Below are 24,548 nucleotides of genomic sequence, written 5' to 3'. Positions count from 1 at the left end.
CATCTTGCTTACAGTATACGTCTTAATAGAAAGTCTGCTTTTAGACGTTTAATACGCTTCATTATTTTTCGAACCGGTGCAGGATAGTTATGCAAAGTTTCGATTTGAGAATAATGGTACAGCCTTTCTGTATGTTCAAGTATATGCGCTTGCTCCTCTTCGAACTGACGCTTCCAGCTTTCATTATCATCTTGGATTAACAATCCATTTTCGAGATCTAATGCCCAAGCTCTAGGGTTAAGATTACTGCCGGTTATGAGGTGGCGTTTACCATCAGCACTCACCCCTTTTAAATGGTAACTGTTACGACCATCTTTCCAGAGATGAATATTGAGTTGACCATTTTCAATTGCCCATTGCTGACGTTTAGCAAATTTTCGGAGCGATTGCTCGTACATATAAGGCAATGCACCAATGGTTGAGAACTCCTCTTCAGGCGGTATATAAAAATCGTTAGAGGTCTTATCGCCGACCACGATATCAATACGTTTGCCATTGCGTAAATGCTTAGCAAGAGCCCTAACTAATATGTAGGGAGGATTAAAGTAAGGTGTGCAGATAAATAGTGCATCTTCTGACTCCTCTACCATCGCAACCACAACTTTATTTAAAAGGTTTTTCTTTCGACCCAAGCCAACAAGTGGCGTAACACGGTTGCCTATCTTAGTCGACGCAAACTTATACTCTGCTTTGGACAGACGATGCTTTAAACTACTGACTTCAACTTTAGTCGGTAACCGTTCTGCATCTTTGGGTTGAGTTAATGAACTGACAGCGACATCGTTGACTAAGTACGTCAAGATCATCTCGCGCATACTACGAGCAAGTTCAGCAGACTCAATCACATGATAACGGTCAAAACGATACTTATCATTTTGATGAAGGTAGATATTGTTGAGACTTGCGCCACTAAAAATAACAGCATCATCGACAATGAAGCCTTTTAAGTGAAGCACACCCATAAACTCGCGAGATTTCACTGGAACGCCGAGTATATCTATCTGATGCTCAGCCGCTTCGTTGACTTTGCGATACATGAAGTAGTTACCGCTGTCGCCTTTGTGCCCAATTAACCCACGTCTAGCTCTGTGAAAGTCTACTAACACTTTAATATCAAGCTTAGGGTTACGCTGCTTGGCAGCCATTAAAGCACTGAGTACTTCCCTACCCGCTTCATCATCTTCAAGATAAAGTGCTGCGATGTAAACCGAATGGGTAGCGCTTTCAATACGCTTTAACAGTTCTGCTCTTAACGCTTTAGGCGTCAACAACCACTGTAGGGATTCAGATTGTAACGGTATACCACCTAGCTGACTCAGCAAGGCTCTCTCCTTAATAATGCTTACCATCTTTATAATAAGTGCTAGGCGTTAATTCTCTAAACATAACGACGGTATGTTTAAGCTCCGGATAAGCACAAGTAACAGCTTCACGAATAGCCCTTTCAGCACGATGGCGTGTTTCGGGATCTTTAGCGAACCATAACACTTCGATTTGAGCTATATCGTTTACGCTTTTACCGCGTCTATAGCTTTGACTATTAATCCAATCGATAATGAATGATTCAGCCTTCACCTGGCAAATTTCAGCTAGAACGTCAATGAGTGTATCGCTTAAGTTGGCAACTACACTTTGGGACATTCCATAAACTCTAATATGCGGCATCAAGAATCCTCTTAGATAAGGGCATAGAAATTACCGATTTAACACGCTTTCGGCAAGTATTTTCTACTGAATAACGCTGTAGTACGCATAAAACAGCATCTAGATTGCTGTTTAGGTAATTTTTTAGCCAAAACTAATACTTAATGGTAGTGAACATTAGTCTGCTAATTGTGCAATTAACTGAGTGATCACAACATCTATAATGTTCTTTTGGTACAATTTAAACCTACTTAATACCACCGAGATCATGATGAATTTAAAATCTTTATTGACTCTTTTAGCCGTTTTGTTAGGTGCTTGGGCTATATTTCACTTTAAAGCAAAGTTAGGGTTACTCATGTTGCCGCTTTTCTTTGGTTTAGTGTTATTTGTAACGCTAAAGCTTTATCGTTTGATGGAAAAAGATGACTCAGATAAGCCTGATTAATGCTGTTCGTTTTTCAGCTAAGGAAACCCTATTGAACCTCGGAAATATATTTACGTCGGCCGTAATGCTTACGTTATCAAGTAACGTTATAGCCAGTGATATCAAGCTCAAATTGCCAGACACCAGCGCGCTTACGGCAATTAGCTACAGTAATCATCAAAACAGCGTCAGGCAGCAGCAGAATTCTGACAAACTGTTTATTCCTGCTAGCACCATGAAGCTTCTAACCGCAGTTACAGCGACTGCAGCGCTAGGTAGTGAATTCAGGTATCAAACAAAAGTGTTTGCCAAGACGGCGATAAAGAATGGCAGGATAGACGGCGACGTTTACATTGTATTCTCAGGCGACCCAACACTCACATCCCTAGATATTGAGAGTTTGTTTGCTCAGTTGCAACAACAGGGGCTAGCGCTTATTACCGGTAATATCTACCTTGTTGGCGACCAGTACGAGCTACAACATGCACCAGGAAGAGTTTGGGATGATTTAGGGATCTGTTACTCCGCACCAGTTTCAAGTTACGTCATTAACGAAAACTGCTTTAAAGCACAATTTATACCCAAGCTTGCTGATGATGCTGGGGAGGTTAAGATCGTTGGTAGCGAACCGGTAATAATAGAAAGCAGAGCTGTATTTGATAAAAACTTGCAACAGCCTATTTGCAATTTGACCTTGGCTCGCCTTGAAAATAACCATTTCAGATTAGATGGCTGTTACCCGGGGAGTAAACCTCTAAAGCTAAACATTGCCATTACTGATCCCGCTCGCTTCGCTCAAGATAAACTGACTCAATCCGTTAACCGCAGTAATATTAAACTTGGCGGTCAAGTTCTACTCAGCAATCAGTTCCCTTCTCAATCACTAGCAATTGCCCAGCATCAATCTGAGCCGTTAACAGAGCTGATTGCGACTATGTTATTAAAGTCAGATAACTTAATCGCAGACAGCCTTCTAAAGCGTTTAGGGCAACAAATTTATGGTGCACCAGGGACATTTTCTAATGGTAGCGCTGCGATGAAGCTTATTCTCAGCCAACAAGGGGTGGACTTAACAAGCGCTCATATAGTCGATGGTTCAGGTTTGTCCCGCTATAACTTGCTAAGTGCAAATCAGCTTGCTGAAGTATTAGCATTAATTAAAGATAAACCTGCCTACGCAAACATTTTAACCTCACTGCCTGTTGCGGGAGAAAGCGGTACACTTAGATACCGAAGAGGCTACACATCCCCCACTCTCAAAGGAAAGGTTATAGCAAAGACAGGGTCGATGTTAGGCGTATCAAATATGGCTGGGTTCATTAAGCAAGCCGGTCAACTTACTGCGACTTTTGTTGTGTTACAAAATGGTGTAAGCCCTGACAAGGAGCAAACTGCCACAGCTAGCTTTGATGTTTCCGTGCTACGACAGCTTATCGAGCAGTAATTTTTTGACAATCGTTCCCTTCTGATTTAATCGTTACTCGTTTAACCGATACAAAAAAGCCAGCGTTCAAATAAATTAAATGCTGGCTTTTTAACTTAATTCGTTAAACTCGATTTAAAATAGAGACTCGTCAATGTCCATGATAGAGGCATCACCCGCAGCGACTTGTGATAGATGGTAATCCGCTTTCGCTAACAATTTATCAAAATAGAAGCGACTTAGGTGTTTCTTTTGCTGCTTAAAATTATCGTCTTCATGATCATGCGCCGCATTTGTCATCGCCAGCCAAAAATAACCGTATAGGCTATAGCCGAACGCATCGAGGAAATCCACTGCGCAGGCATTGATTAACGCTGGCTGTGTCAGTTTTACTTCATTGACGCCATTGGCTACATTGATTAGTTTTTCAAACAACTGCAATACTGCTGCTTTATCATCTGCAGACACGTTATCGAACTGGGTAATATTGGTCGTTTGCTCTGCTAAAAATTCAGTGAGTGCGCTGAGATTGTCGCCAGTTACCTTACGACCTAAGAAATCAATTGCTTGTATGCCATTGGTTCCTTCGTAGATCTGAGCGATACGAGTGTCACGGACTAGTTGCTCAATACCTGTTTCACGAATATAACCATGGCCACCAAAGACTTGCTGCGCCATAATCGCTGCATCTAAGCCTCGATCGCTTAAAAATGCTTTTGAAACGGGGGTCAGTAAACCTACATAACGACTGGCTTTTGCCTTCTGCTCAGCATTATCCGAATATTTAGCTAAATCTAATTGTTGACCGGTATAAACAGAGAGTGCTCGTCCAGCTTCAGTTAACGTTCTTACCGTTAACAACATACGTCTGACATCACCATGGACTAGGATAGGATCACTGGTCGCGTCCGTTGGCGAGCCTCCTGCCGCAACACCCTGCACTCGCTCTTTGGCGTAATCAGCGGCCATTTGATAAGCCGCTTGAGAAGTGCCTAAGCCCTGGATCCCAATGGCTAGTCGTTCATAATTCATCATAGTGAACATGCAAACCAAGCCGCGGTTCGGCTTACCAATGAGATAACCTTCTGCGTCATCAAAGTTCATTACACAGGTTGCAGAACCTTTAAGGCCCATCTTGTGTTCAATAGAGCCCACAGTAACGCCATTATTTTCGCCTAGACTATTGTCATCATTGACTTTTATCTTAGGCACCAAAAACAGCGAGATACCATTGGTATTTGGCAGTTTTGCCAACACTAGGTGGATAACATTTTCTGTTAAATCATGATCGCCACCGGTAATAAAGATTTTACTACCCGTGATATTGTAACTACCGCTTTCGTTTGGCACCGCTTTAGTGCGAATATTGCGCAGATCTGAACCTGCTTGAGGCTCTGTCATATCCATCGCTCCAGCCCATTCTCCGCTATACATCATCGGCAAATACTGCTGTTTAATCGCTTCAGTGCCATGCGCGTGAATAGCCAAGGCTGCACCTGCAGTTAACGAGCCATAAAGCGTAAAAGCATTACAGGCACTGTAGGCCATTTCATCGACTAACACGCCGAGCATTTTTGGCATTCCCATGCCACCAAGTTCAGGGTCACCACACAAACCGACCCATCCGCCTTCAGCATACTGGTCATATACCGCTTTATAGCCATCAGGTGTGATCACCTTATCAGCTTGATGACGAACACCTTGCTCATCACCGCTGCGGTTTATAGGATGGATTAGTTCTCTACTGATTTTATCTGCTTCATCTAAAATCGCTGCGGCGGTATCTATATCTACGGACTCTGCCATCGCAGGTAGTTCAGACCAAGTTTTAGGTGCATCAAATACATTTTCAAGTAGAAAGCGCATTTCTGCTAATGGGGCATTGTAGGGATTCATATTGCACTCTTAAACGATAGATTAAAACAGTTGTTTCAAATCTAACAGATAACGCAAAAAAAGAAAGCTTTTAACGATAAAAAAATGAGTTATTTGGTTTAATATTGGCCAATTAATGGCGACTTTACTCCAGGGCAAATTAAGAATAAAAACCCCTTTATTACACTTCAAATCCAAAAACATTGTGATTAGATGACACTGCAACAAGTACGAGCAGCGTAAAAGTCTCCAAGTGGTTCTATCTATCATAACGACAGTAACTGGAAGATCCCCTAGTTGTTAGTCTCTAGCAATACCATTACCCTGCAGCCATAACCAAATACATAGCATTGAACTTACCGGTCAATCTTTCATCTATGCATTTATTACCAAATCGCTAAAGTCATCCAGTTACGCTTTTAGGTAAACAAGTCGAAATCACAAAACAAACTTTTCAATCGCTTGTACACGGCGCATTAGCAGAGGTTTGGCAATCCAAATGGAACACAATGAAACTAATACCCACTTATATCGCTATTACAGCACTACTGAGCTCTATGTCAGTTTATGCGGCTGAGACCCAAACAGAAAAACACCTAGACGACCCGACACGGATAATGACAAAAATGGGTGCCGGCTATGATGGCGAGCTGACTATTAACGGTTCCATTGGGTTAGATGAAACCAGGATGCTGCGGGGACAGATCAATGCTGACGCGAGTGAATGGCAGTTGGGCGGTTCATGGTTATTTGAAAAAGGGATATTAAATGCTTATCTCAATGGCCATGAAGAACGCACGACGTATAATCTTGGTACTTATGTATCATTGTCATTAATGGGCGTAGATACGGGCAAATGGATGGTATTTCCAATGGCTGGTGTTAGCTTTGTTGACGGTAAGAAAGACAACGATAACAGTACCGGCGCCTATTTAGGTGCTTTTGCCATTCGCCCTATTGACGCTCAGTGGTCGGTAGTTACTTATGCGGGTGGCTCAATTGGCTCAAATGACTATTCAAGTTATTGGCTAGGTGCAGGAGCAAGTTATAAATTTACCCCTAAACACAGTATCAGACTCATGGGGTCATATTCAGAAGATAACTACCGCACTGATAACAAGCTCAGTATTTCCTATAGCTACGAGCTATAACGGTAAGCCAGCGCTATAAACCAGAGCTAGCACATCCCTAGCCGCTAATGATGATTAGGTTTACTTAGCATATAAGTAAGCCTAATCCACCTGCACAATATACCCACTATTTGTCTGCTTTATTTCAGTTCGTATATCGCTAATATTGTTTGATGGATGGTAATAGTCTCTGGAATGGTCGTTACAATCTGCATTTTGTTTGTACTGCCAGCCCTGTATATACCCGTGCTACCTGAAGATGCAGGATTCAGTGGGAGTTTAATGGGCTTTAATCAAGGCATTGATTGCCATTAATGGTCGCTCCCTTAGTAAAATCAATAACACCGAGTAAAGCCCATTAAAACCCATCGCAGAAGGCCTTGTGCCAGCCCACTTCGTTGTTGCACTCACTTAAAAGGGAATAACCATTTCTACATTAATGCGCCTAGAATTGAACTAGCACAATGCCTCTGAAACGAGCATCTTCAAGTAGAACGGGTATAAGTACCCTCTATTGCTTAAAGAAAAACCATCAAAACTACTGCTGAAGGAATTTTGAGTTGTGATCCCATAAACAGACTTGACCAGTCTAGACTGCCCTTTCGCCAAGGCATCGGCTTTTTTTCTTGCTTTTACACTCACTTCAGCAAGTAAGTTAGCCTTAAACTCGGTTTCTTTGGTTGATTTAAAATCCGATTGAATATCCTCGAGGCCATCAATCATTAACAGCTCTACCATCAGCTCAGGTTAAAAGCTAAGATCCACTAACTCTAACGTTAACGCCTGTGTAACGGTGTAGCCCAAGATCTCTAATTTATAAGCACCCTCTCTATGCGCTCGTTTTGCTGATTTATAGACCTGCGATGACGATAATTGAGACTGCGGTATTTTATATTTTTTCAGTAATGCTAAAACTTGAGCCGTTGAGCGGCTCAACGCTTCCATTGCTAATATCGATTCTTGATTAAAAGCCATGAAACTAAAATGGATTGTGCCGATATCAGGCTTTATTTCTTTTTCAATTTTTTCATTTACGATGACAAACGGAAAGTCAGGTAGCGGCGAAGCTTTAGCAAATAATGGCAGTAAACTTATCAATACGATCAGTATGATTTTCATCTTAACGTCCTTTTTTGTTATTTTTAAAAACTCTAACGTTGCGGTAGATATTCTGTCTAGTTAGCCATACAAAATAGCCATTTCCCAGGGTAAACACTGCTGATTTGCTAGTCTGAGCGATGACGGATCCAACGTTTTAGATTGGCACTAATGGGGTATAACGTTTGCTTAACAATCGTTCTGGGCAGTCTCACCGTGGTGCCATAATGGGCTGGCCAGTGCTTTTTAGGCAGATGATAAGTACCAAAGATTCGATCGCATAACACAGTATGCGCCGAGTAATTAGTATCTATGGCAGGCTTTTCCGAACTGTGGTGCCAGTGGTGAAACTGCGGCGTCACAAAAACGTACTTCAAAGGGCCAAAAGGCAGTGAGGTATTACAGTGGATCATGACTGCTTGTAATGCGGCAAAGGTGACATAAATATTAAGTGCTGTCGGATCTGCGCCAAGTAGATAAAGCGGCACCATCACCATCGCCCGCTCCGAGAATACTTGCACAAAATGGCCTCTGGAACCCGCTAACCAATCTAAGTTTTCAATTGAATGATGTACAGCATGGATTGGCCATAATAGTTTGATCTCATGGTAAAGCCTATGCTCCCAGTACAATACAAAATCGGCACACAAAATAATGATGGCGACTTGTAAAGCAATCGGCGCCGTCTGAATTGTTTGCTGCAACTGTGGACTGACTGCCCAGCTAAAGTGCTCGGCATGATTATTGGCAAAGATTAAAATGGCAGAAATTGCCAAATGGTTAAAACTAAAATAGAACAGATCGACATTCCACTCCGGTCGTAAAATAAGTTGTTCGCGGTACTTAGGTAATAGCTTTTCCAATAGCATAAATACTGCAGCCGAGCCTAGAAAGGCTAAAATAAGCCAGTCTACTCCCAGCGACAATGCTTTTGGTTCTACAGCGCCAACGGGTACCTTATAACCTCCCAAAGCGAAAGCGACTAAAGTACACACACTACCGGCAACACCCAAATAACGGCTTCTGGCTCGATGAGAGATAAAACTAACAGTTCCTAAAAACAGCGCAAAATACATACTGTATTTTAATATTGTCTGTAACTGACCAGCATCATACACTTGTCGTAGCTCAGTCGTTGTTAGATAGGAGGGGTATAAATAAGCGAGTACCGCAAGTAGGTTTAATATTCCAAGAACCAAAGATAAATAACCACTTATACGACCTTCACCTAAACGAAATTCTTTACTTGGGTCTTTATTGACTTTTCTTGCTTCATATTGATATTGAGTTGTCATCGTTTATCGTCACTCTCCTTTGAGAGTGTGCATTCCTTGCTATAAGTAAACTGGGGGAAACTTAAACGACTTGAAGAAAAATAACAAGCAACATGAATTATACGCTGACTATAGTCGCTGACCTGCTTGGGCCTTATCAGGTTTAAAACATCACTGATTCCCGACAAGACCCAACTTTAATTACGCTTGACGAGAGTTAAGGGTTATATCGCCGTGGAGCGATAATATTGTTTGGATCTAAAGCATTTTTAATTTTATCCACGATAGTCCAATGCGGCTCCTCGACTGACAGTAAACGGCGCTGTTGCTCTACATTCAACCGGTATGGCACGAAGCCTAACTTGCATCCGCTAGTGAATAATTCATCTAAGCATAACTTCGCCGCGCGTATAGCAGCCGGATCCGCTCGATTAAACAGCAGCGGAACCGTACTGTCGATACAGTCATGCTTTAACGCTGTCAGGGTGATTAACGGCTCAATGTCGAATTTAAGGCAAATCATTCGCACCATATCAATAAACTCGCGGATTTTACCTTCTGTTGCTGGGATCAACGGTGCATACCAAAGCAGTCCGCAATTATCTTTGGCCGGGTTTAGCCCATGTAATGGTGTAGGTTTATCTGGGTTACGCCAATATGCTAATGGCAAAGCAACTTCATTTGGAATGCCGCGCATTATCTGAGTCGTTTTCTTCAGTGTTGCCAGTTGTCGTCTTGGCCCTGCGAACAGGTTATCAGGCAGTAGAGAAATAAAATGACTCGCTAAGGCGATCTCTCGGGCGGAGACAAATAGTGAACGTTTAACTGCTGTATTGCCCTTAAGTTTGTGCTTAATCTCTTTTTTAACCGCTTTAACCACCCTTGCGCTTCCATACAAACTGCCAATACAGGTCCATTGGCTCACTTTGTATTCTTGCATTAAGCGATCGACATCGGTTTGCCTAGCCAGTGATAGTCCATCAGCGTTGGTAACCATCATTGATAACATTCTGCGGCTATCCAGTATGTTGATAGAGCCAACAACAGCGGCAAAGTCTCTTAGTAGCTGTTGCACGAGCGGAAACACCCGCTCTAGATCTGACTCTTCAGCGCAAAATAGATAAAATGACTCAACCACCTCAGGTTCATGTGCCAGCCTAATGCTCATCGACGTAACAATACCAAGATTACTTTGGGTAAATATGCCATCCAAGTAAGGACCTAGGCCCCATTTATAAGCCATATCAACGGTGTTTTGTTCTGTAAGATCTAACGAGGCGATAGCCGAACGATAGTAAGAGCCGTCAGCTAGCACCGCTTGTATACTTGTCACAGCAGCAAAATGGTCCGCGTGTGGAGTGATGCCGTAGCCTCGCTCAAGCGCATTGCCAACAATACTACAACTTGGACCAGCGCCAGTAACTGGCACCATGAATGCACCATTGCAATTATCTAAATAGTCTCTAAGGTTTTGTTGAGTAACGCCGGGTTGTAACCGAACTATTCCCAGTTGCTCATCAAGTTCTATTCGCTTTAGCTCAGATAAATCTAAGATAAAATGCGCCCTGCTATCATCGGTAGCCATTGCGGATCCGTATCCCCAATTTTGGCCGCTGCTAATAACTTGCAGTGGAGTACCGTATTTATTGGCGACTTTTACTATGTGACCAATATTGGCCACTTCAACAGCTTGGTCATGATCTGCACTAATTTGCCGTACAATAAAGGCACCGCCAATACAGCGTGATATCGCCATGGTATTTGCGCCATATCGATTCAACGCTTTTTGCGCATCCAAGCAAGTAACTTGTCCTTTCGTCAGTTGCTGTAGCTGCTTTGTGATCAATGAGAACAGATCTGCGGTCCCTGTAGCGGCTTTATTATTACTATACATAGTCGCCACCCTCTTCAACTTCCAGCTTAGAAATCTGACTGACCTTTTCAACGGCTGAACTTTGTAACAATTGAATTAGATTGATGTCCTTAATGTTTGTTTGGTCAATAGCACTCTTGTCGTAGAGATGATCAATAAGCCATTGTTCAAAATTAATCTCTCCGGTAATCGCGACACCGTCAGAATCACCAAGCGTTCGACAAAGGTTGTGTATTTTTGAGCGCAAGGATTTACCTTTCGTCTGCTTTAAGCTGTAATCACTATGTTTCATAAACGAATTAACAAGAATACCGTCGTCTTGAATGGCTTCATTGATCACTGCTTCAAAAGCTCGATAACGTGACCGTACAGTGTCATTAATTGAACTACCATCTAATCCTGGATACATATTTGATCCGATATGATAGAGAGTTTGCGCAACAACAGGATTAAGCGTACGGGTAATAAATGGCAGCGGCCTACCTATGTTCTGGCTATTATTCCAATAACATAAAACACCACGAATAATTTGACGTGCATAAAGCCACGAATAAAGTTCAGCTCTATTTTCGATTTCTGCGGAGATCATACAAGCCTTGAACACGTATACTTGCTCTGCAGAGGCTGTGTAGATATAGCGACCTGACGCGTAAGCACATAAACCTCCCTTATTAAAGATTAGCCACAGATGATCGGAGTCCATCGAAGACTTATGTACGTTTGCGTTACAAAATGTGCTTAGCTGGAGTTGCTCTCTATGGGTTTGACCCTTAGCGTAAATATTAAGGAGTAGCTGTTGTATATCTTTGACAACACGCTGATTTATCTGTTTATCTCGTGTTAACGGATTAGAAATTTCTTCCACATCATACTGCCCAACTCTTGATACACCTTCTTGATAGTAACCTAGATTATTTGTATTCCTTTTCATGCGAGTACGTCCTTTAATTTAATCAATATGAAGTCAACGCAGGCATCAAAGCGCTATAAATAGCAACTCAGCAGCTCAAACGTTGACGCTTAATGAGCAGGGAAACTACGATATGACTCCCTGTCATTATTCATAATAATTAGTCAGTTACGTTTAATGATGATTTGCGACCAAGTTTAGAAGTGAAATAGCTTTATTTAATAAAGGAAATCGCGAGGCTATTTGTGAGGCGTAAGATAGAGCGGACCTTGTCCCTCACCGTTGACTGCAGATGGTCATCCAGATTTTCACAAAAAAGCCGCAAACTAATGTTTGCGGCTTTAATAGTTAAAACTCTTAACTAAGCTATCGAACTGATTACCACATAAGATCATCAGGAATAACGTAATCAGCGTAAGGATCATCCTCTTCTACTGTTTCAACGTTATCTTCCTGGGCCCACAAATAACCAACCCACGCCGGAACTAATAGATTGACTCGCTGTACAAGTTTGTGAGGCACCAAGTAACTGATATCTTCATGTCTTACTATCCCCAAGTGTCCTTTTAACAGCTCACTTTGCATTTTTTTATCGACATAAAGAGAATAAATTTTCTTCTCAAAAGTGTAGTTAAATTTAATATCAGCTTCTTTTGGCGGGGTAATAGCAAACTTTTTAAACTCAGTAACTAAGCCTCTAACAAGACCTTTTTCTGAGGCTTCATTAAATCGCTGCTCATTTAACTGCTTATCTTTATCGATTTGCGCTTGCTTCTTAGCCGCGATCTCTTTCTTAAGCGCTTCGCTACCGTCATCGACTTTTGCTTTCTTGTCTCGACGTTTTTGAGTTTTAGTGTCTCTTACTTTTTGCTTACTAACCAAACCAGCTTTAAGCAGCTGTTCCTGAAAAGGGTTTGCCATATCTAATATTCTCTAATTCAACTTTGTTTTTGTTTCGCTAATTGACCAATTTCTGCGATTGCGGCGCCTGCACCACCGAGAGACCAGCCGCCATCAACAGGTAATACGGCACCTGTTATATAGGACGCCATATCGGAGGCTAAAAACAACGCGGCATTCGCAATATCTTCGCAGCTACCATTGCGTCTCAGTGGTACACCTTTAGCAACATGTTCCTGTAACGCTTGTGTTGGTGCTAACCGATCAAATCCTTCTGTGCCTGCTATAGGGCCCGGTACAATCGAATTAATTCTAATACCTTTGTAACCCCATTCAATCGCCAGCGTTTTGGTTAACATGTCTACCCCCGCTTTGGCAGCACAAACATGTACCTGCATCGGCATTGGGACAAAAGCTTGAGGCGCAGAGATCTGGATAATCGCACCGCCTTTGCCTTTCAATAAAGGCAAGGCTTGCTTTAAAACTTGAAAGCTACCGAGTAGATCGATATCCATTACTGATTTAAAGCCATTTTCAGACAGCTTTTCAGCACTCGCTGGAAAGTTTCCTGCGGCTCCGCTAACGAGTACATCGACAGTACCAAACGCTGCGGCAATATATTCAAAGCCGAGTGATAAAGCGTCTAAATCTCGTACGTCAAAACAAGCGCCAATATGGTTGCCGTCAGGGTTTACGCTCGCCAGTTGTGCCACCGCAGCATCGACTTTATCTTTGCTTCTACTAGCAACAGCCACATTCGCGCCAGCTTTTGCAAAACTTAACGCAATACCAAGATTGATACCACTAGTGCCACCAACAACGACAATATTTTTTCCCTGATAATCAAACATAAAGTGCACTCCGGTTGCTACATCAATTTTAAATTAGTCATTAATTTCTAACTTATAGCAGTACACTCTGTTTTTAAAGCATTTAATCTAAACAGTTATACAATTGATTGATGTATATCTTGCAAAGCTTTTAGTGGGTCAGCAGCTTTCGTGATTGGACGGCCTATAACTAAATAGTCCGACCCCGCGGCCAGAGCTTGCGGCGGCGTCATCACTCGGTGCTGATCGCCCTTATCACTACCAACAGGTCTTATCCCTGGGGTGATCAATTTAAATTGTTGGCCGAATCTAGCTTTCAATAAATTAGCTTCTTGAGCAGAGCAAACCACACCATCTAACCCAGCTTGTTGAGTTAATGCTGCTAAACGCAGTACATGTTCTGATGCGGGTACGTTAATACCCAGTAATGTTAACTCATCATTGCTCATTGATGTTAAGACCGTGACAGCAATAAGTAATGGCGCCTTATCACCATATTGTTCTAACGCCCTTTTAGCCGCGTCCATCATCGCCAACCCGCCTGAAGCGTGAACGTTTGTCATCCAAACCCCCAGCTCTGCTGCAGCTGAAACGGCTTTCGCAACCGTGTTGGGGATATCGTGAAATTTCAAATCTAAAAACAGGTCAAAGCCGCGGCTATGAATATCGGTCACGATTTGAGGGCCAAACAAGGTAAACATCTCTTTGCCAATTTTAAGACGGCACATATCAGGGTCAAGCTTATCGATCAGCTGCAAAGCATCGTTTCTATTGTCGTAATCTAATGCTACCAAAATAGGTTTGTTCGTCATTTTTTCTCCAATCACTTTGCGTTTTTAATACTATTAATATGTTTTAGGGTGACAAAAGAGTAACTATTCTCCGTCTAGCCCTCGTACTCTTTTTATACTTCCCCAACTTTTACAAGAGGGGCAATGCCAATACAGTCTATGAGATGGGAAGCCACATTCGCTGCAGCGATATCCTGGGCGAAACTTAATTTGCTGCTCAACTAATTGCTCTAACATTGATAAACTTTTTTTAGCTTGGCCATCTTCAGCTTGCTTAACATGCATCTTCATCAGATGCTGAAAGCTCTTCATCGTTGGGTGTCTTATTAAGCCTTCTAAAATTAGTTTCTCTGCATCTTTCTCATTTCCTTGAGAAATCATGTGCTGGGCTAGCGTTACAGCGATACTTGCGCCGGCGCCCTTCTCTATCGCTTCTCGAAGTAATTCTTGGTAGCCAACGTTGTCATTAGTCAGTAAGTAAACTTGCTTAGCAATGGGAAGGCTATCAGGAAAAAGGTCGATATCAGTATTGAGCAGTTTCTCTATATACTGCTTACAAGACTTAAAGTCTTCAAGCTTCAAGTAAAGCTCGGCGAGTGTTAGTTGTGCCCGGCCACAACTCGGATCAATTTTGTTCGCCGATAATAACCGTTTTAATTTTATTGCGTCGTCAGTAGATTCTGCTGCAAGTTCACAATAAAAGTGGGCACTGTCGTGTTTTAGCACTTGCTGACGTTTACGTTTTAGCTTTTTGATAATATCAATCGCTTTTTGCCAGTCTTTGGTGACTTGATAAATGGCAATAAGCTGAGTTTCAGCCTCTTCGCTATGATCTTCCTGATTAACAAGGTTTATAAAAATCTCTTCTGCGCGATCGTAAAACCCGGCTGCAAGGTAATCTTTACCCAGTTCCATCATCGCGATATCTCTTTGCTCTGTGGTTAAGCTAGGTCTGGCGATAAGGTTCTGGTGGATTCGAATCGAGCGGTCAACTTCACCGCGCTTTCTAAAAAGGGAACCTAAAGAAAGGTGAGTATCTATGGTTTCATCATCTACATCCAACATAGATATAAACAGGTCAACCGCTTTGTCAGATTCGTTAGACAGTAGAAAATTCAAGCCAGTGAAATAGTCTCTACTGAGCTGTTTTCTTTGATTTGTCTGTTTCTGTCTGACACTTCTGCGCCCCATGTACCAGCCATATCCGGCGGCAATCGGTAGCAACAGAAATAAAATCTCTAACATATTACGCGTCTACTTCTTTTGTTGCACTTTCCGTCACGGAGTTGGCCTTGTCGTCCGTTAAAGTTTCATTAGCTGCAACTTGCTTCTTTAAACGCCTTATAGCCAGTTTAAGTCCGGCGATATGGTACATCGCGAACACCCAGCTCACTAAAAAGCCTGCTAAGAATACGCATGCAAGCACAACAGGCAATCTAAACTCACCCTGTGCAACAAAATAGCTAATATTAACAATTTGTTCGTTACGGGCACCGAAGATAAGCGCTAAGAAAAAAAATGCGGCGACTAAAACGGCAATTATGAATGACTTCACGTTAAGCTCCATACACGTGTTGGTAAGCTTTGATTATCTAAGAAAAAGAGTGAACTAGCTAGTGTTACCTAAGTTTTAGATATAAAAAAGCCTCCCGAGGGAGGCTTTTATTACAGTGTAAATTACGCGTTGACCGCGTCAACACGTTCGCGCAGTTCTTTGCCTGGCTTAAAGTGCGGAACGTACTTGCCTTCCAAGTCGACTGAAGTACCAGTCTTTGGGTTACGGCCAGTGCGCGGTGCACGATAATGAAGTGAGAAACTACCAAAGCCACGGATTTCGATACGATCTCCACCCTCTAATGTATCAGCCATTTGCTCCAACATTTCTTTAATAGCGCTTTCCACTTCCTTCGCAGACAGCTGCGACTGCCTAGTGGCAAGTTTTTCGATCAGTTCGGATTTTGTCATCCTATACCCTCTATTATCAAGCCAAACACAGTCACCTTTTAGGGGTGCATGCACCCCTGAACTTCAAGGCGATTATTTACGAGCTGCTTTGAACGCTTCAGCCATCGCACTGCTCATGACAGCGTCTTCCTGCTTGTTCAAGCTAGCCATTGCTTCTTTCTCTTCAGCTTCATCCTTAGCACGGATAGAAAGGCTGATGGTGCGGTTCTTACGATCTACACCCATGAACTTAGACTCGACTTTATCACCTACAGAGTAAACTGTTGATGCATCTTCGATGCGCTCACGAGAGATATCTGAAACGCGAAGGTAACCTTCAACAGTCTCAGCTAGTTCAATTGTAACACCTTTTGCGTCAACTGCAGTAACAACACCATTTACAACAACACCTTTCTTCTTATCAGCAAGGTATGCATTGAATGGATCGTCTTCAGTTTGCTTAACGCCTAAGCTGATACGCTCGCGCTCTGGGTCAACAGAAAGAACAACTGCGTTGATTTCGTCGCCTTTCTTGTATTCAGCAACTGCGTCTTCGCCAGTACCATTCCAAGAGATATCAGAAAGGTGAACTAGACCGTCGATGCCGCCGTCAAGACCGATGAAGATACCGAAGTCAGTAATTGACTTGATCTTACCAGAAACTTTGTCGCCCTTGTTGAAACGCTCTGCGAAGTCATCCCATGGGTTAGTCTTACATTGCTTAAGACCTAGAGAAATACGACGACGCTCTTCATCGATGTCTAGAACTAGAACTTCTACTTCATCACCTAGGTTAACAACCTTTGATGGGTGGATGTTCTTGTTAGTCCAATCCATTTCAGAAACGTGAACAAGACCTTCAACGCCTTCTTCGATTTCAACGAAACAACCGTAGTCAGTTAGGTTAGTAACGCGACCAGTCAAACGTGTGTTTTCTGGGTAGCGCTTGCTGATTTCTAACCATGGATCTTCGCCAAGTTGCTTAAGACCTAGTGATACACGTGTGCGCTCACGGTCGTACTTAAGAACTTTAACGTTGATTTCGTCACCAACATTAACGATTTCTGATGGGTGCTTAACACGCTTCCAAGCCATATCTGTGATATGTAGAAGACCGTCAACACCACCAAGATCAACGAATGCACCGTAGTCAGTAAGGTTCTTAACGATACCTTTAACTGATTGACCTTCTTGAAGGTTCTCAAGAAGAGCATCACGCTCTGCGCTGCTTTCAGATTCGATAACTGCACGACGAGAAACAACAACGTTGTTGCGCTTCTGGTCAAGCTTGATAACTTTGAATTCTAATTCTTTGTTTTCTAGGTGAGCGGTATCGCGAACTGGGCGAACGTCAACTAGAGAACCTGGTAGGAATGCACGGATACCGTTTAATTCAACAGTGAAACCGCCTTTAACCTTACCATTGATGATACCGATTACAGTTTCAGCATCTTCGTACGCTTTTTCTAGAACGATCCAAGCTTCGTGACGCTTAGCTTTTTCGCGAGACAGTTGAGTCTCACCGAAGCCATCTTCAACAGAGTCAAGAGCAACGTGCACGGTATCGCCAACAGAAATTTCAAGTTCACCAGAAGCGTTCTTGAACTGTTCAGCTGGGATTGGGCTTTCAGACTTAAGACCTGCGTCAACAAGTACAGTACCGTTTTCGATGCGTACAACTACACCAGTTACGATAGAACCTGGACGGAACTCCAAAGTTTCAAGGGATTGTTCAAATAGATCAGCAAAAGATTCAGTCATGTTTAAGTTACTTTCTTTAATAAACCACAGCCCATCCTGGACGCGGAGTCAGTATAATAATTTGCCTCATCCTTGGAGCAAATAGTTAAATACCTGCTTACGCAGGTACTTGAAAACTTTTATGAATATGAGTCAGCGCCATAGCTAACACATCTTCAATAGAAATGTTCGTCGTATCGATAACAAGTGCGTCTTCGGCTGGCACCAAAGGAGCGACGCTGCGATTCATATCGCGATCATCACGCTCTTTTATCTCAGACAAAAGCTGATCGATTTTAACATCGAAGCCATTGTCCTGCAACTGATTATAGCGTCTTTGCGCCCTTTCCTCTGCACTGGCAGTCAAAAAAAGTTTTGCTGGCGTTGCAGGGAAAACAACCGTTCCCATATCACGCCCATCAGCTATCAAGCCTGGTGATTCAGCAAAAGCACGCTGACGACGCAGCAATGCTTCTCTAACACGCGGGAAAGCCGCTACTTTTGATGCAGCATTTGAGCACTCTTGGCTGCGTATCGTCGTTGATACATCTTCGCCTTCTAGCACCACTTTAATGCCTTTGCTTTCATTACCAGTAATAAATTGCACGTCCAAATGTGCTGCTAGTAATGTTAGCGATTCTTCATTATCAAGTTCTACGTTGTGATGAATAGCAGCTAATGCTAATACGCGATAAATTGCACCACTATCTAACAACTTGTAACCTAACTTCTCAGCAAGTAATTGACTAATAGTACCTTTTCCCGCACCGCTAGGGCCGTCAACAGTGACAACAGGAGCCCGTTCTAACATAAAATCCTCCACAAGAAATTCAATCTTCCTTGATATAACCGAAAATGAGCGCGCGCATTATAAACCATGTAACGCGAGAAAGCGGCATCTAATTCAAATAAACGGAGATCTCATTAAGATATGGTTCAGATTTATGACAAAAACCTGAACCATATAACCTAATGTACTAAAGGAGGTATTTTATTTTGCAAGCGCGTTAAACTGATTAAAGTAATCAGGGAAAGTTTTAGAGGTACACTCAGGTTCATTAATCGTTATGCCACAATCAGCAAAGGCTAACATTGAAAAGCACATCGCCATTCGATGATCATTATAAGTATCAATATTTGCGGTATGCGGTTTGGCTGGCGGCGTCACACTAATGTAGTCATGTCCTTCATCAACAATAGCTCCTACCTTACGTAATTCAGTCGCCATCGCCGCTAAGCGATCGGTTTCTTTAATGCGCCAGTTATAAATATTACGAATATGGGTGGTACCGGTTGCAAAAAGTGCCGCTGTTGCAATCGTCATCGCGGCGTCCGGAATGTGGTTCAAATCAAGATCAACAGCGTTTAATTTCGATCCTCGCGCAATGATGTAATCATCGCCCCACTCTATGTCGGCGCCCATCTGCGCTAATACATCAGCAAACTTTACATCACCTTGAATACTGAGTTTGCCTACACCGGTCACTTTGACTTCGCCGCCCTTAATTGCACCTGCCGCAAGAAAATAAGAAGCTGAAGACGCATCACCTTCTACCAATAGTTTTCCAGGACTGGTATAGCGTTGGCCAGTTTTGATTTCAAAAGAGGTGTAATTATTATTGGTAACGTTTACACCAAACTGCGCCATTAACGCTAAAGTAATATCAATGTAAGGCTTAGATACTAGTTCGCCCTTAATGTTAATATTGACATCACCTTTCGCTAGCGGTGCAACCATTAGCAAAGCTGTTAAGAACTGACTAGAGAGGTCACCGGCTATTTCAACATCACCACCACTCAAGCCCGTAGCTTTAATGGTTAATGGCGGAAAACCATCATTTTTTAAGTAGCTAACATCAGCGCCAAGTTGGCGTAATGAGTCGACCAGATCGCCAATGGGACGCTCTTCCATTCGAGGTTCACCAGTTAAGGTAAACTCTCCATTGCCTAATGTAAGTGCTGCGCAAAGTGGACGCATAGCAGTGCCTGCATTGCCCAAAAATAATGTTTGTGCAACATCACTGCTAAGCGTGCCAGCTAGCCCATCAACTTCACAAACTGTGTTGTTATTTGATAAACGATAGTTCACGCCTAATTGCTTGAGTGATGCCAACATATAGCGGATATCGTCAGAATCGAGCAAGTTTGTTAATGTCGTGGTCCCTTCGGCTAACGTTGCAAGTAACAGCGCGCGGTTAGAAATGCTTTTAGATCCTGGGATATTAATGGTCCCGTTTACTTTTTCGATAGGCTCTAAACGTAATTGATTCATTGATAACTTCTTTAATTTACTGCAGGAGTCAAACTCACCTGCGGGTTAACAGTAGACGTTCATGCTAAATGCTTGTTAGGTCACCACGACAAAATGACAGCGGTTTAGCGATTGTTTGAACTTCGTAGTTACAAATTTACTGATTGCTGCGAAGTATTCAACACTTTTTTGCTAAAAACTCACCTTTAAGGCTTATTAGTTATTCAAGTGGTAGAAATAAGCATTTATCAGGGATGAAAATGACACATCTGCTCAAAAAAAGACGTATTGGAATATATTATTGCCAATTTTTAACTAAACGAAATTCATGATGATCACTATTAAATAACTACAAAATTACGTTACTCTAGAGCATATAAGAATAACTGAATAAATTGGCATTATTTGCTATAGAAAGTAGGCCAATAAACAAAGAGGTAGATGGAGCTATGTTCAACAAACTGACCGCTATGCCTGCAGATCCAATTTTAGGATTACTGACTAAATACCGTGAAGACAATCATACACAGAAAGTTGATCTTGGTGTCGGGGTATATAAAGACGAATCAGGTCACACCCCTATTCTTACCTGTGTAAAGAAAGCAGAGAAGTATCGTTTAGACACTGAGTCAACAAAAGTTTACATCGGCCCAACGGGTTCTGCTGACTTTAATCGCCTAATGTCTGAACTGGCTTTTGGTGCAGAAAACCAAGCTGTTCTTGCTAACAGAGTACGAACGGTGTCTACTCCAGGCGGCACAGGTGCACTAAGAGTGGCAGCTGACTTTATTAAGCGCTGTAATCCAAACTCTGTACTTTGGGTTAGCGATCCAACATGGGCAAACCATACAGGCTTATTTGAAGCGGCTGGGATCACTGTTAAAACCTACCCTTATTATGATTACGACACTAAATCGCTAAAATTTGCAGAGATGAAAGCTGCACTATCTAAAATAGGCAGTGATGATGTGGTACTGCTGCATGCTTGTTGCCATAACCCAAGCGGAATGGATCTTAACCAACAACAATGGGATGAGATTATCGAACTTACCGCCGAGCAAGGTTTTACCCCACTAATTGATATGGCCTATCAAGGTTTTGGGGACGGTGTAGATGAAGACGCATACGGCGTTCGCAAAATGGCTACGACTGTCGACAACATGATCTTATGCAGTTCTTGCTCAAAAAATTTCGGCCTTTATCGCGAACGAATAGGTGCCTGTAGCATCATAGGTAAAGATGCTGCCGCTAGTGATGTTGCTTTCTCAGTGTTACTTTATGTTGTGCGTTGTATCTATTCGATGCCGCCTGCCCATGGCGCCGCGATAGTTGAAACTATTCTAGGCTCAAATGAGCTAAAACAAGAATGGCTGGATGAGTTAACAGTGATGCGCGATCGCATTAACGGCAACCGTGCCATGTTAGTTAATAAGCTAAAAGAGATAGGCGTGACTCGTAATTTCGACTTCATCACTGAGCAAAAAGGCATGTTCTCGTTCTTAGGGATAACCCCTAAGCAGGTTGCGCAGCTTCAAAGTGATTACAGCATCTATATGGTCGACTCTAGCCGTATAAGCATTGCAGGCATAGGAACAGGGAATGTTGATTACTTAGCAAAATCGATTGCTAAAGTACTCTAAGCTTTAAAAGCCATTAAAAAGCCGCTTTTGATAGCGGCTTTTTATATTTTAATTTACGCGTTAGCTATGTTTTTTAGCAAAAGCCTGCATGAACGTCACTAATTCTATGACACCTTCAATAGGCATGGCATTGTAAATACTCGCGCGCATTCCGCCTACACTACGGTGCCCTTTTAGTGCCACCAATCCAGCCTGTTTAGCTTCTTCCAAAAATAGGTTATCAAGCTCAGTATTAACAAGCTGGAAAGTGACATTCATACGAGAGCGATTACCGCTAGCAACGCCACTAGCATAAAAATCAAGATCGTCTATGCAGTGATACAGACGCTTAGCTTTCTCAATATTAATTTGTTCTACAGCCTCTACTCCACCACTCACTTTTAACCAAGCAAAAACCTCTGCAGCTAGATACCATGCAAAAGTAGGCGGAGTGTTATACATAGAACCATGTTTAACTGCCAGCTTATAATCCATGATAGAAGACTGCGGCAAGCTCGGAAGCGCCAACATATCATCTCGGACAATGACAATACTCAAACCTGATGGGCCAATATTTTTTTGTGCACCAGCATAGATAAGGCCAAACTGGCTTACGTCCATTTTTCGCGACAAGATATTTGATGACATATCAGCGATAACTGGCCATGGGCTATTAATAGTCTCAAAGATCTCTATACCATCTACAGTCTCGTTCGGGCAATAATGTAGGTATCGATAATCTTTATCGATAGTTGATAACTCAGGTATAGAAACGCTGTTTAAGCCATTACTTTTTTCGACAATATTAATGGTGTCGATATTATCTTCACCAGCCAGTTTTTTAGCTTCTTCGACTGCTGCTGAAGACCAACTGCCATCAACAAGGTAAAGCGCTTGTCCGTTATCTCCAAGAAAGTTATTGGCAATAGCTGAAAACTGACCTCGCCCACCGCCATGCATAAAGAGCACATGATAATTTGAGGGTATATCCATTAGCTGTCGTAGGTCTGCTTCAGCTTGAGTCGTTAGCGCTATAAACTCTTTACTTCGGTGGCTAATCTCCATCACCGAGGTTCCCATATTATTCCAGTCTAACAACTCACTTTGTGCTTTTTGCATAACTGGTTGAGGTAACATGGCAGGTCCAGCACAGAAATTAAAAGTAGCGCTCACAGTATTGTCCTTTTATGATCGATCGGTATATACATGGTTTTTTAGATTCTTTTCTTAGTATATCGTAACGATCTGGTGGCTAACACGAAAAAGTCGTTTCACTTTAATAAATCACTGTTTTGTAAAATTGCTGTATTGAGTAATGAGGTAATAATTTAAACGCCTTACTTTAGCTGCCCATTTTAAAATTCGTATTATTGCTTTTTACAGGAGCTTTACAGCCTCTTTTATATTAAAAATACTAAAGTCATTTCATTTGAACAAAAACTAGCCTTAAACGACAGACAGCCACTAGTATTGTGGAACCTTATGCTCAACAATAGCCATATAAGAATGATTATAATTTTTCATTGGATCCATACATGTTTTTAAGACCCTTTTTATTATTCAGCTCTCTGTCGATTGCTACCTTGTTACCAAACACTGCAGCTTTTGCTAGTACCTCTGAATACAAAGTCCTTGCCGATAATTTCAAACACAATTTCCACAGTAAAATGAAAGCCAATAAGGTACCAGGTGGTGCATTTGTTATCGTTGAGGGAGACACAATACTTAAGTTAAGTACATACGGAAAGCGCACTAAAGGTGGGAGTAAAAATGTAAACTCGGAAACAGTATTTAGACTCGCATCAGTGTCTAAGACTTTCGCTGGAACACTTGCTTCAATGCTAGTCCAAGAACACAAACTCGATTGGAAGCAACCGGTTATAAGCTATATTCCTGAGTTTGACCTTGCTGATAAGCAAGCAGCAAAACAGATCAATCTAGGCCATATTATTGGACATAGTACGGGTCTATGGCCCAACAGCTATGACAACTTAATAAATGCTAATGTAAAAATGCCTAAAATTATCTCCAAGTTTGATGAACTTACACCAATGTGTAGCCCTGGCGTCTGCTATGGCTACCAAAATGTAGCCTTTTCGTTTATTCAAACTGCGATAGAAACACAAACCCATCAAGACTATGCGGAACTTTTAAAACGAAGAATTTTTACGCCGCTAAAAATGGGAACGGCATCGGTAGGCTACGACGCTTTTCAAAATACGAAAAACAGAGCTGAACCTCATGTAAAAACAAAATCTGGTTTCAAAAAAGTAAAAGTTAAAGCGAACTACTATCAACTCGCACCTGCTGCTGGTGTCAACGCCAGCATTAACGACATGTCCAAATGGCTTATGGCAAATCTTGGGCAAAACCCAAGTGTAATATCAGAGAGCGTGCTTAAGGATGTCACTACACCTGGCATTAAAACCACTCGAGAGTTGCGACGCAGAGATTGGCGCGCCTATCTTGATAGCGCACATTACGGAAAGGGTTGGCGTGTTTATGAATTTGAAGGTCGACCTTTAATCTATCATGCTGGATGGGTCGCGGGTTACGTTGCAGAAATTTCCTACTCTCCAGAGTTAAATATCGGAATGGCTATGCTTTTAAATGGCGAGTCAAGAGTCATTGCAAAGCTAAGTTCTCAGTACTGGCGTGATGTTTTCAAACAAGCAGATAAACTCGGCAAACAATAGTGTTTCCTGTTTTATACCAATTCCATTAAAAATGTGATCAATTCAGAGCTTTCTCAGGGCTTTCAATTCAAGGCGCATTGTGGAAGAAATGGTTATTCCCTTTTAAGATAATGCAACGCAGCA

General features: G+C 42.2%; 23 protein-coding genes. 5 read left to right on the top strand and 18 right to left on the bottom strand.

The window, feature by feature from the left end:
• Positions 1-8 precede the first annotated feature (8 nt).
• Positions 9-1,322 (bottom strand): CDP-diacylglycerol--serine O-phosphatidyltransferase, encoded by a 1,314-nt coding sequence (gene pssA / locus AB4135_RS18965; protein WP_371995007.1) that lies wholly within the window; start codon positions 1,320-1,322, stop codon positions 9-11.
• Between the two features lie 10 nt (positions 1,323-1,332).
• Positions 1,333-1,665 carry a DUF1904 family protein gene (locus AB4135_RS18960; RefSeq protein WP_371995006.1) on the bottom strand — a complete coding sequence of 111 codons (333 nt, stop codon included), beginning with the start codon at positions 1,663-1,665 and terminating at the stop codon, positions 1,333-1,335.
• Between the two features lie 250 nt (positions 1,666-1,915).
• On the opposite strand from AB4135_RS18960, the gene AB4135_RS18955 reads away from it, so the two are divergent.
• Both AB4135_RS18955 and dacB read left to right on the top strand, forming a co-directional pair.
• Positions 1,916-2,092 carry a hypothetical protein gene (locus AB4135_RS18955; RefSeq protein WP_371995005.1) on the top strand — a complete coding sequence of 59 codons (177 nt, stop codon included), beginning with the start codon at positions 1,916-1,918 and terminating at the stop codon, positions 2,090-2,092.
• A complete protein-coding gene (gene dacB / locus AB4135_RS18950; RefSeq protein ID WP_371995004.1) occupies positions 2,070-3,515 on the top strand; it encodes a D-alanyl-D-alanine carboxypeptidase/D-alanyl-D-alanine-endopeptidase in 1,446 nt (481 codons plus the stop codon). The genes AB4135_RS18955 and dacB overlap by 23 nt, the downstream gene beginning before the upstream one ends.
• A gap of 114 nt (positions 3,516-3,629) precedes the next feature.
• Here the strand turns inward: dacB and AB4135_RS18945 are convergent, their stop codons facing one another.
• Positions 3,630-5,390 (bottom strand): acyl-CoA dehydrogenase family protein, encoded by a 1,761-nt coding sequence (locus AB4135_RS18945; RefSeq protein WP_371995003.1) that lies wholly within the window; start codon positions 5,388-5,390, stop codon positions 3,630-3,632.
• A 488-nt stretch (positions 5,391-5,878) separates the two neighbouring features.
• Between AB4135_RS18945 and AB4135_RS18940 the strand changes: the two genes are divergently transcribed.
• Complete coding sequence (locus tag AB4135_RS18940; RefSeq protein WP_371995002.1) at positions 5,879-6,520, top strand: hypothetical protein; 642 nt, start codon at positions 5,879-5,881, stop codon at positions 6,518-6,520.
• A 435-nt stretch (positions 6,521-6,955) separates the two neighbouring features.
• Here the strand turns inward: AB4135_RS18940 and AB4135_RS18935 are convergent, their stop codons facing one another.
• From AB4135_RS18935 to aroA, 14 genes are all read right to left on the bottom strand, one after another.
• A complete protein-coding gene (locus AB4135_RS18935) occupies positions 6,956-7,222 on the bottom strand; it encodes a hypothetical protein (RefSeq protein ID WP_371995001.1) in 267 nt (88 codons plus the stop codon).
• A gap of 24 nt (positions 7,223-7,246) precedes the next feature.
• Complete coding sequence (locus tag AB4135_RS18930; protein ID WP_371995000.1) at positions 7,247-7,618, bottom strand: SIMPL domain-containing protein; 372 nt, start codon at positions 7,616-7,618, stop codon at positions 7,247-7,249.
• Between the two features lie 107 nt (positions 7,619-7,725).
• Complete coding sequence (locus AB4135_RS18925) at positions 7,726-8,892, bottom strand: sterol desaturase family protein (protein ID WP_371994999.1); 1,167 nt, start codon at positions 8,890-8,892, stop codon at positions 7,726-7,728.
• Positions 8,893-9,088: 196 nt separating this feature from the next.
• Positions 9,089-10,765, bottom strand: a complete 1,677-nt coding sequence (locus tag AB4135_RS18920; protein ID WP_371994998.1) for an FAD-dependent oxidoreductase — start codon at positions 10,763-10,765, stop codon at positions 9,089-9,091.
• Positions 10,758-11,675: a hypothetical protein gene (locus tag AB4135_RS18915; protein ID WP_371994997.1), complete on the bottom strand. Its 918-nt coding sequence runs from the start codon at positions 11,673-11,675 to the stop codon at positions 10,758-10,760. The genes AB4135_RS18920 and AB4135_RS18915 overlap by 8 nt, the downstream gene beginning before the upstream one ends.
• A gap of 357 nt (positions 11,676-12,032) precedes the next feature.
• Positions 12,033-12,575 carry a DUF2058 domain-containing protein gene (locus tag AB4135_RS18910; RefSeq protein ID WP_371994996.1) on the bottom strand — a complete coding sequence of 181 codons (543 nt, stop codon included), beginning with the start codon at positions 12,573-12,575 and terminating at the stop codon, positions 12,033-12,035.
• 17 nt (positions 12,576-12,592) lie between these two features.
• Positions 12,593-13,405 (bottom strand): SDR family oxidoreductase, encoded by an 813-nt coding sequence (locus AB4135_RS18905; protein ID WP_371994995.1) that lies wholly within the window; start codon positions 13,403-13,405, stop codon positions 12,593-12,595.
• Between the two features lie 95 nt (positions 13,406-13,500).
• Positions 13,501-14,196: an orotidine-5'-phosphate decarboxylase gene (gene pyrF / locus AB4135_RS18900; RefSeq protein ID WP_371994994.1), complete on the bottom strand. Its 696-nt coding sequence runs from the start codon at positions 14,194-14,196 to the stop codon at positions 13,501-13,503.
• 63 nt (positions 14,197-14,259) lie between these two features.
• Complete coding sequence (gene lapB, locus AB4135_RS18895; protein ID WP_371994993.1) at positions 14,260-15,420, bottom strand: lipopolysaccharide assembly protein LapB; 1,161 nt, start codon at positions 15,418-15,420, stop codon at positions 14,260-14,262.
• A 1-nt stretch (position 15,421) separates the two neighbouring features.
• Positions 15,422-15,730, bottom strand: coding sequence for a LapA family protein (locus AB4135_RS18890; protein WP_371994992.1), 309 nt, complete (start codon positions 15,728-15,730; stop codon positions 15,422-15,424).
• Positions 15,731-15,852: 122 nt separating this feature from the next.
• Positions 15,853-16,140, bottom strand: a complete 288-nt coding sequence (gene ihfB / locus AB4135_RS18885) for an integration host factor subunit beta (RefSeq protein ID WP_044555860.1) — start codon at positions 16,138-16,140, stop codon at positions 15,853-15,855.
• A gap of 72 nt (positions 16,141-16,212) precedes the next feature.
• Entirely contained in the window at positions 16,213-17,880 is a 1,668-nt protein-coding gene (rpsA, locus tag AB4135_RS18880) for a 30S ribosomal protein S1 (RefSeq protein WP_020912589.1), read from the bottom strand.
• A 97-nt stretch (positions 17,881-17,977) separates the two neighbouring features.
• Positions 17,978-18,670 (bottom strand): (d)CMP kinase, encoded by a 693-nt coding sequence (gene cmk, locus AB4135_RS18875; protein ID WP_371994991.1) that lies wholly within the window; start codon positions 18,668-18,670, stop codon positions 17,978-17,980.
• Between the two features lie 180 nt (positions 18,671-18,850).
• On the bottom strand, positions 18,851-20,131 hold the full coding sequence (gene aroA / locus AB4135_RS18870; RefSeq protein ID WP_371994990.1) for a 3-phosphoshikimate 1-carboxyvinyltransferase: 1,281 nt from the start codon (positions 20,129-20,131) through the stop codon (positions 18,851-18,853).
• 428 nt (positions 20,132-20,559) lie between these two features.
• On the opposite strand from aroA, the gene AB4135_RS18865 reads away from it, so the two are divergent.
• Complete coding sequence (locus AB4135_RS18865; protein WP_371994989.1) at positions 20,560-21,750, top strand: amino acid aminotransferase; 1,191 nt, start codon at positions 20,560-20,562, stop codon at positions 21,748-21,750.
• Positions 21,751-21,810: 60 nt separating this feature from the next.
• On the opposite strand, the gene serC is transcribed toward AB4135_RS18865, so the two are convergent.
• Entirely contained in the window at positions 21,811-22,902 is a 1,092-nt protein-coding gene (gene serC, locus AB4135_RS18860; RefSeq protein WP_371994988.1) for a 3-phosphoserine/phosphohydroxythreonine transaminase, read from the bottom strand.
• A 362-nt stretch (positions 22,903-23,264) separates the two neighbouring features.
• Here serC and AB4135_RS18855 point away from each other — a divergent pair, with 362 nt between their 5' ends.
• Positions 23,265-24,425: a serine hydrolase domain-containing protein gene (locus AB4135_RS18855; protein ID WP_371994987.1), complete on the top strand. Its 1,161-nt coding sequence runs from the start codon at positions 23,265-23,267 to the stop codon at positions 24,423-24,425.
• The last annotated feature ends 123 nt before the right edge of the window (positions 24,426-24,548 follow it).

Source organism: Shewanella sp. 10N.286.54.B9 (assembly GCF_041468565.1).
GTDB lineage: Bacteria > Pseudomonadota > Gammaproteobacteria > Enterobacterales > Shewanellaceae > Shewanella.
The sequence above is the reverse complement of the archived record's forward strand: the minus strand, read 5'-3'. Positions and strand labels throughout refer to the sequence as shown.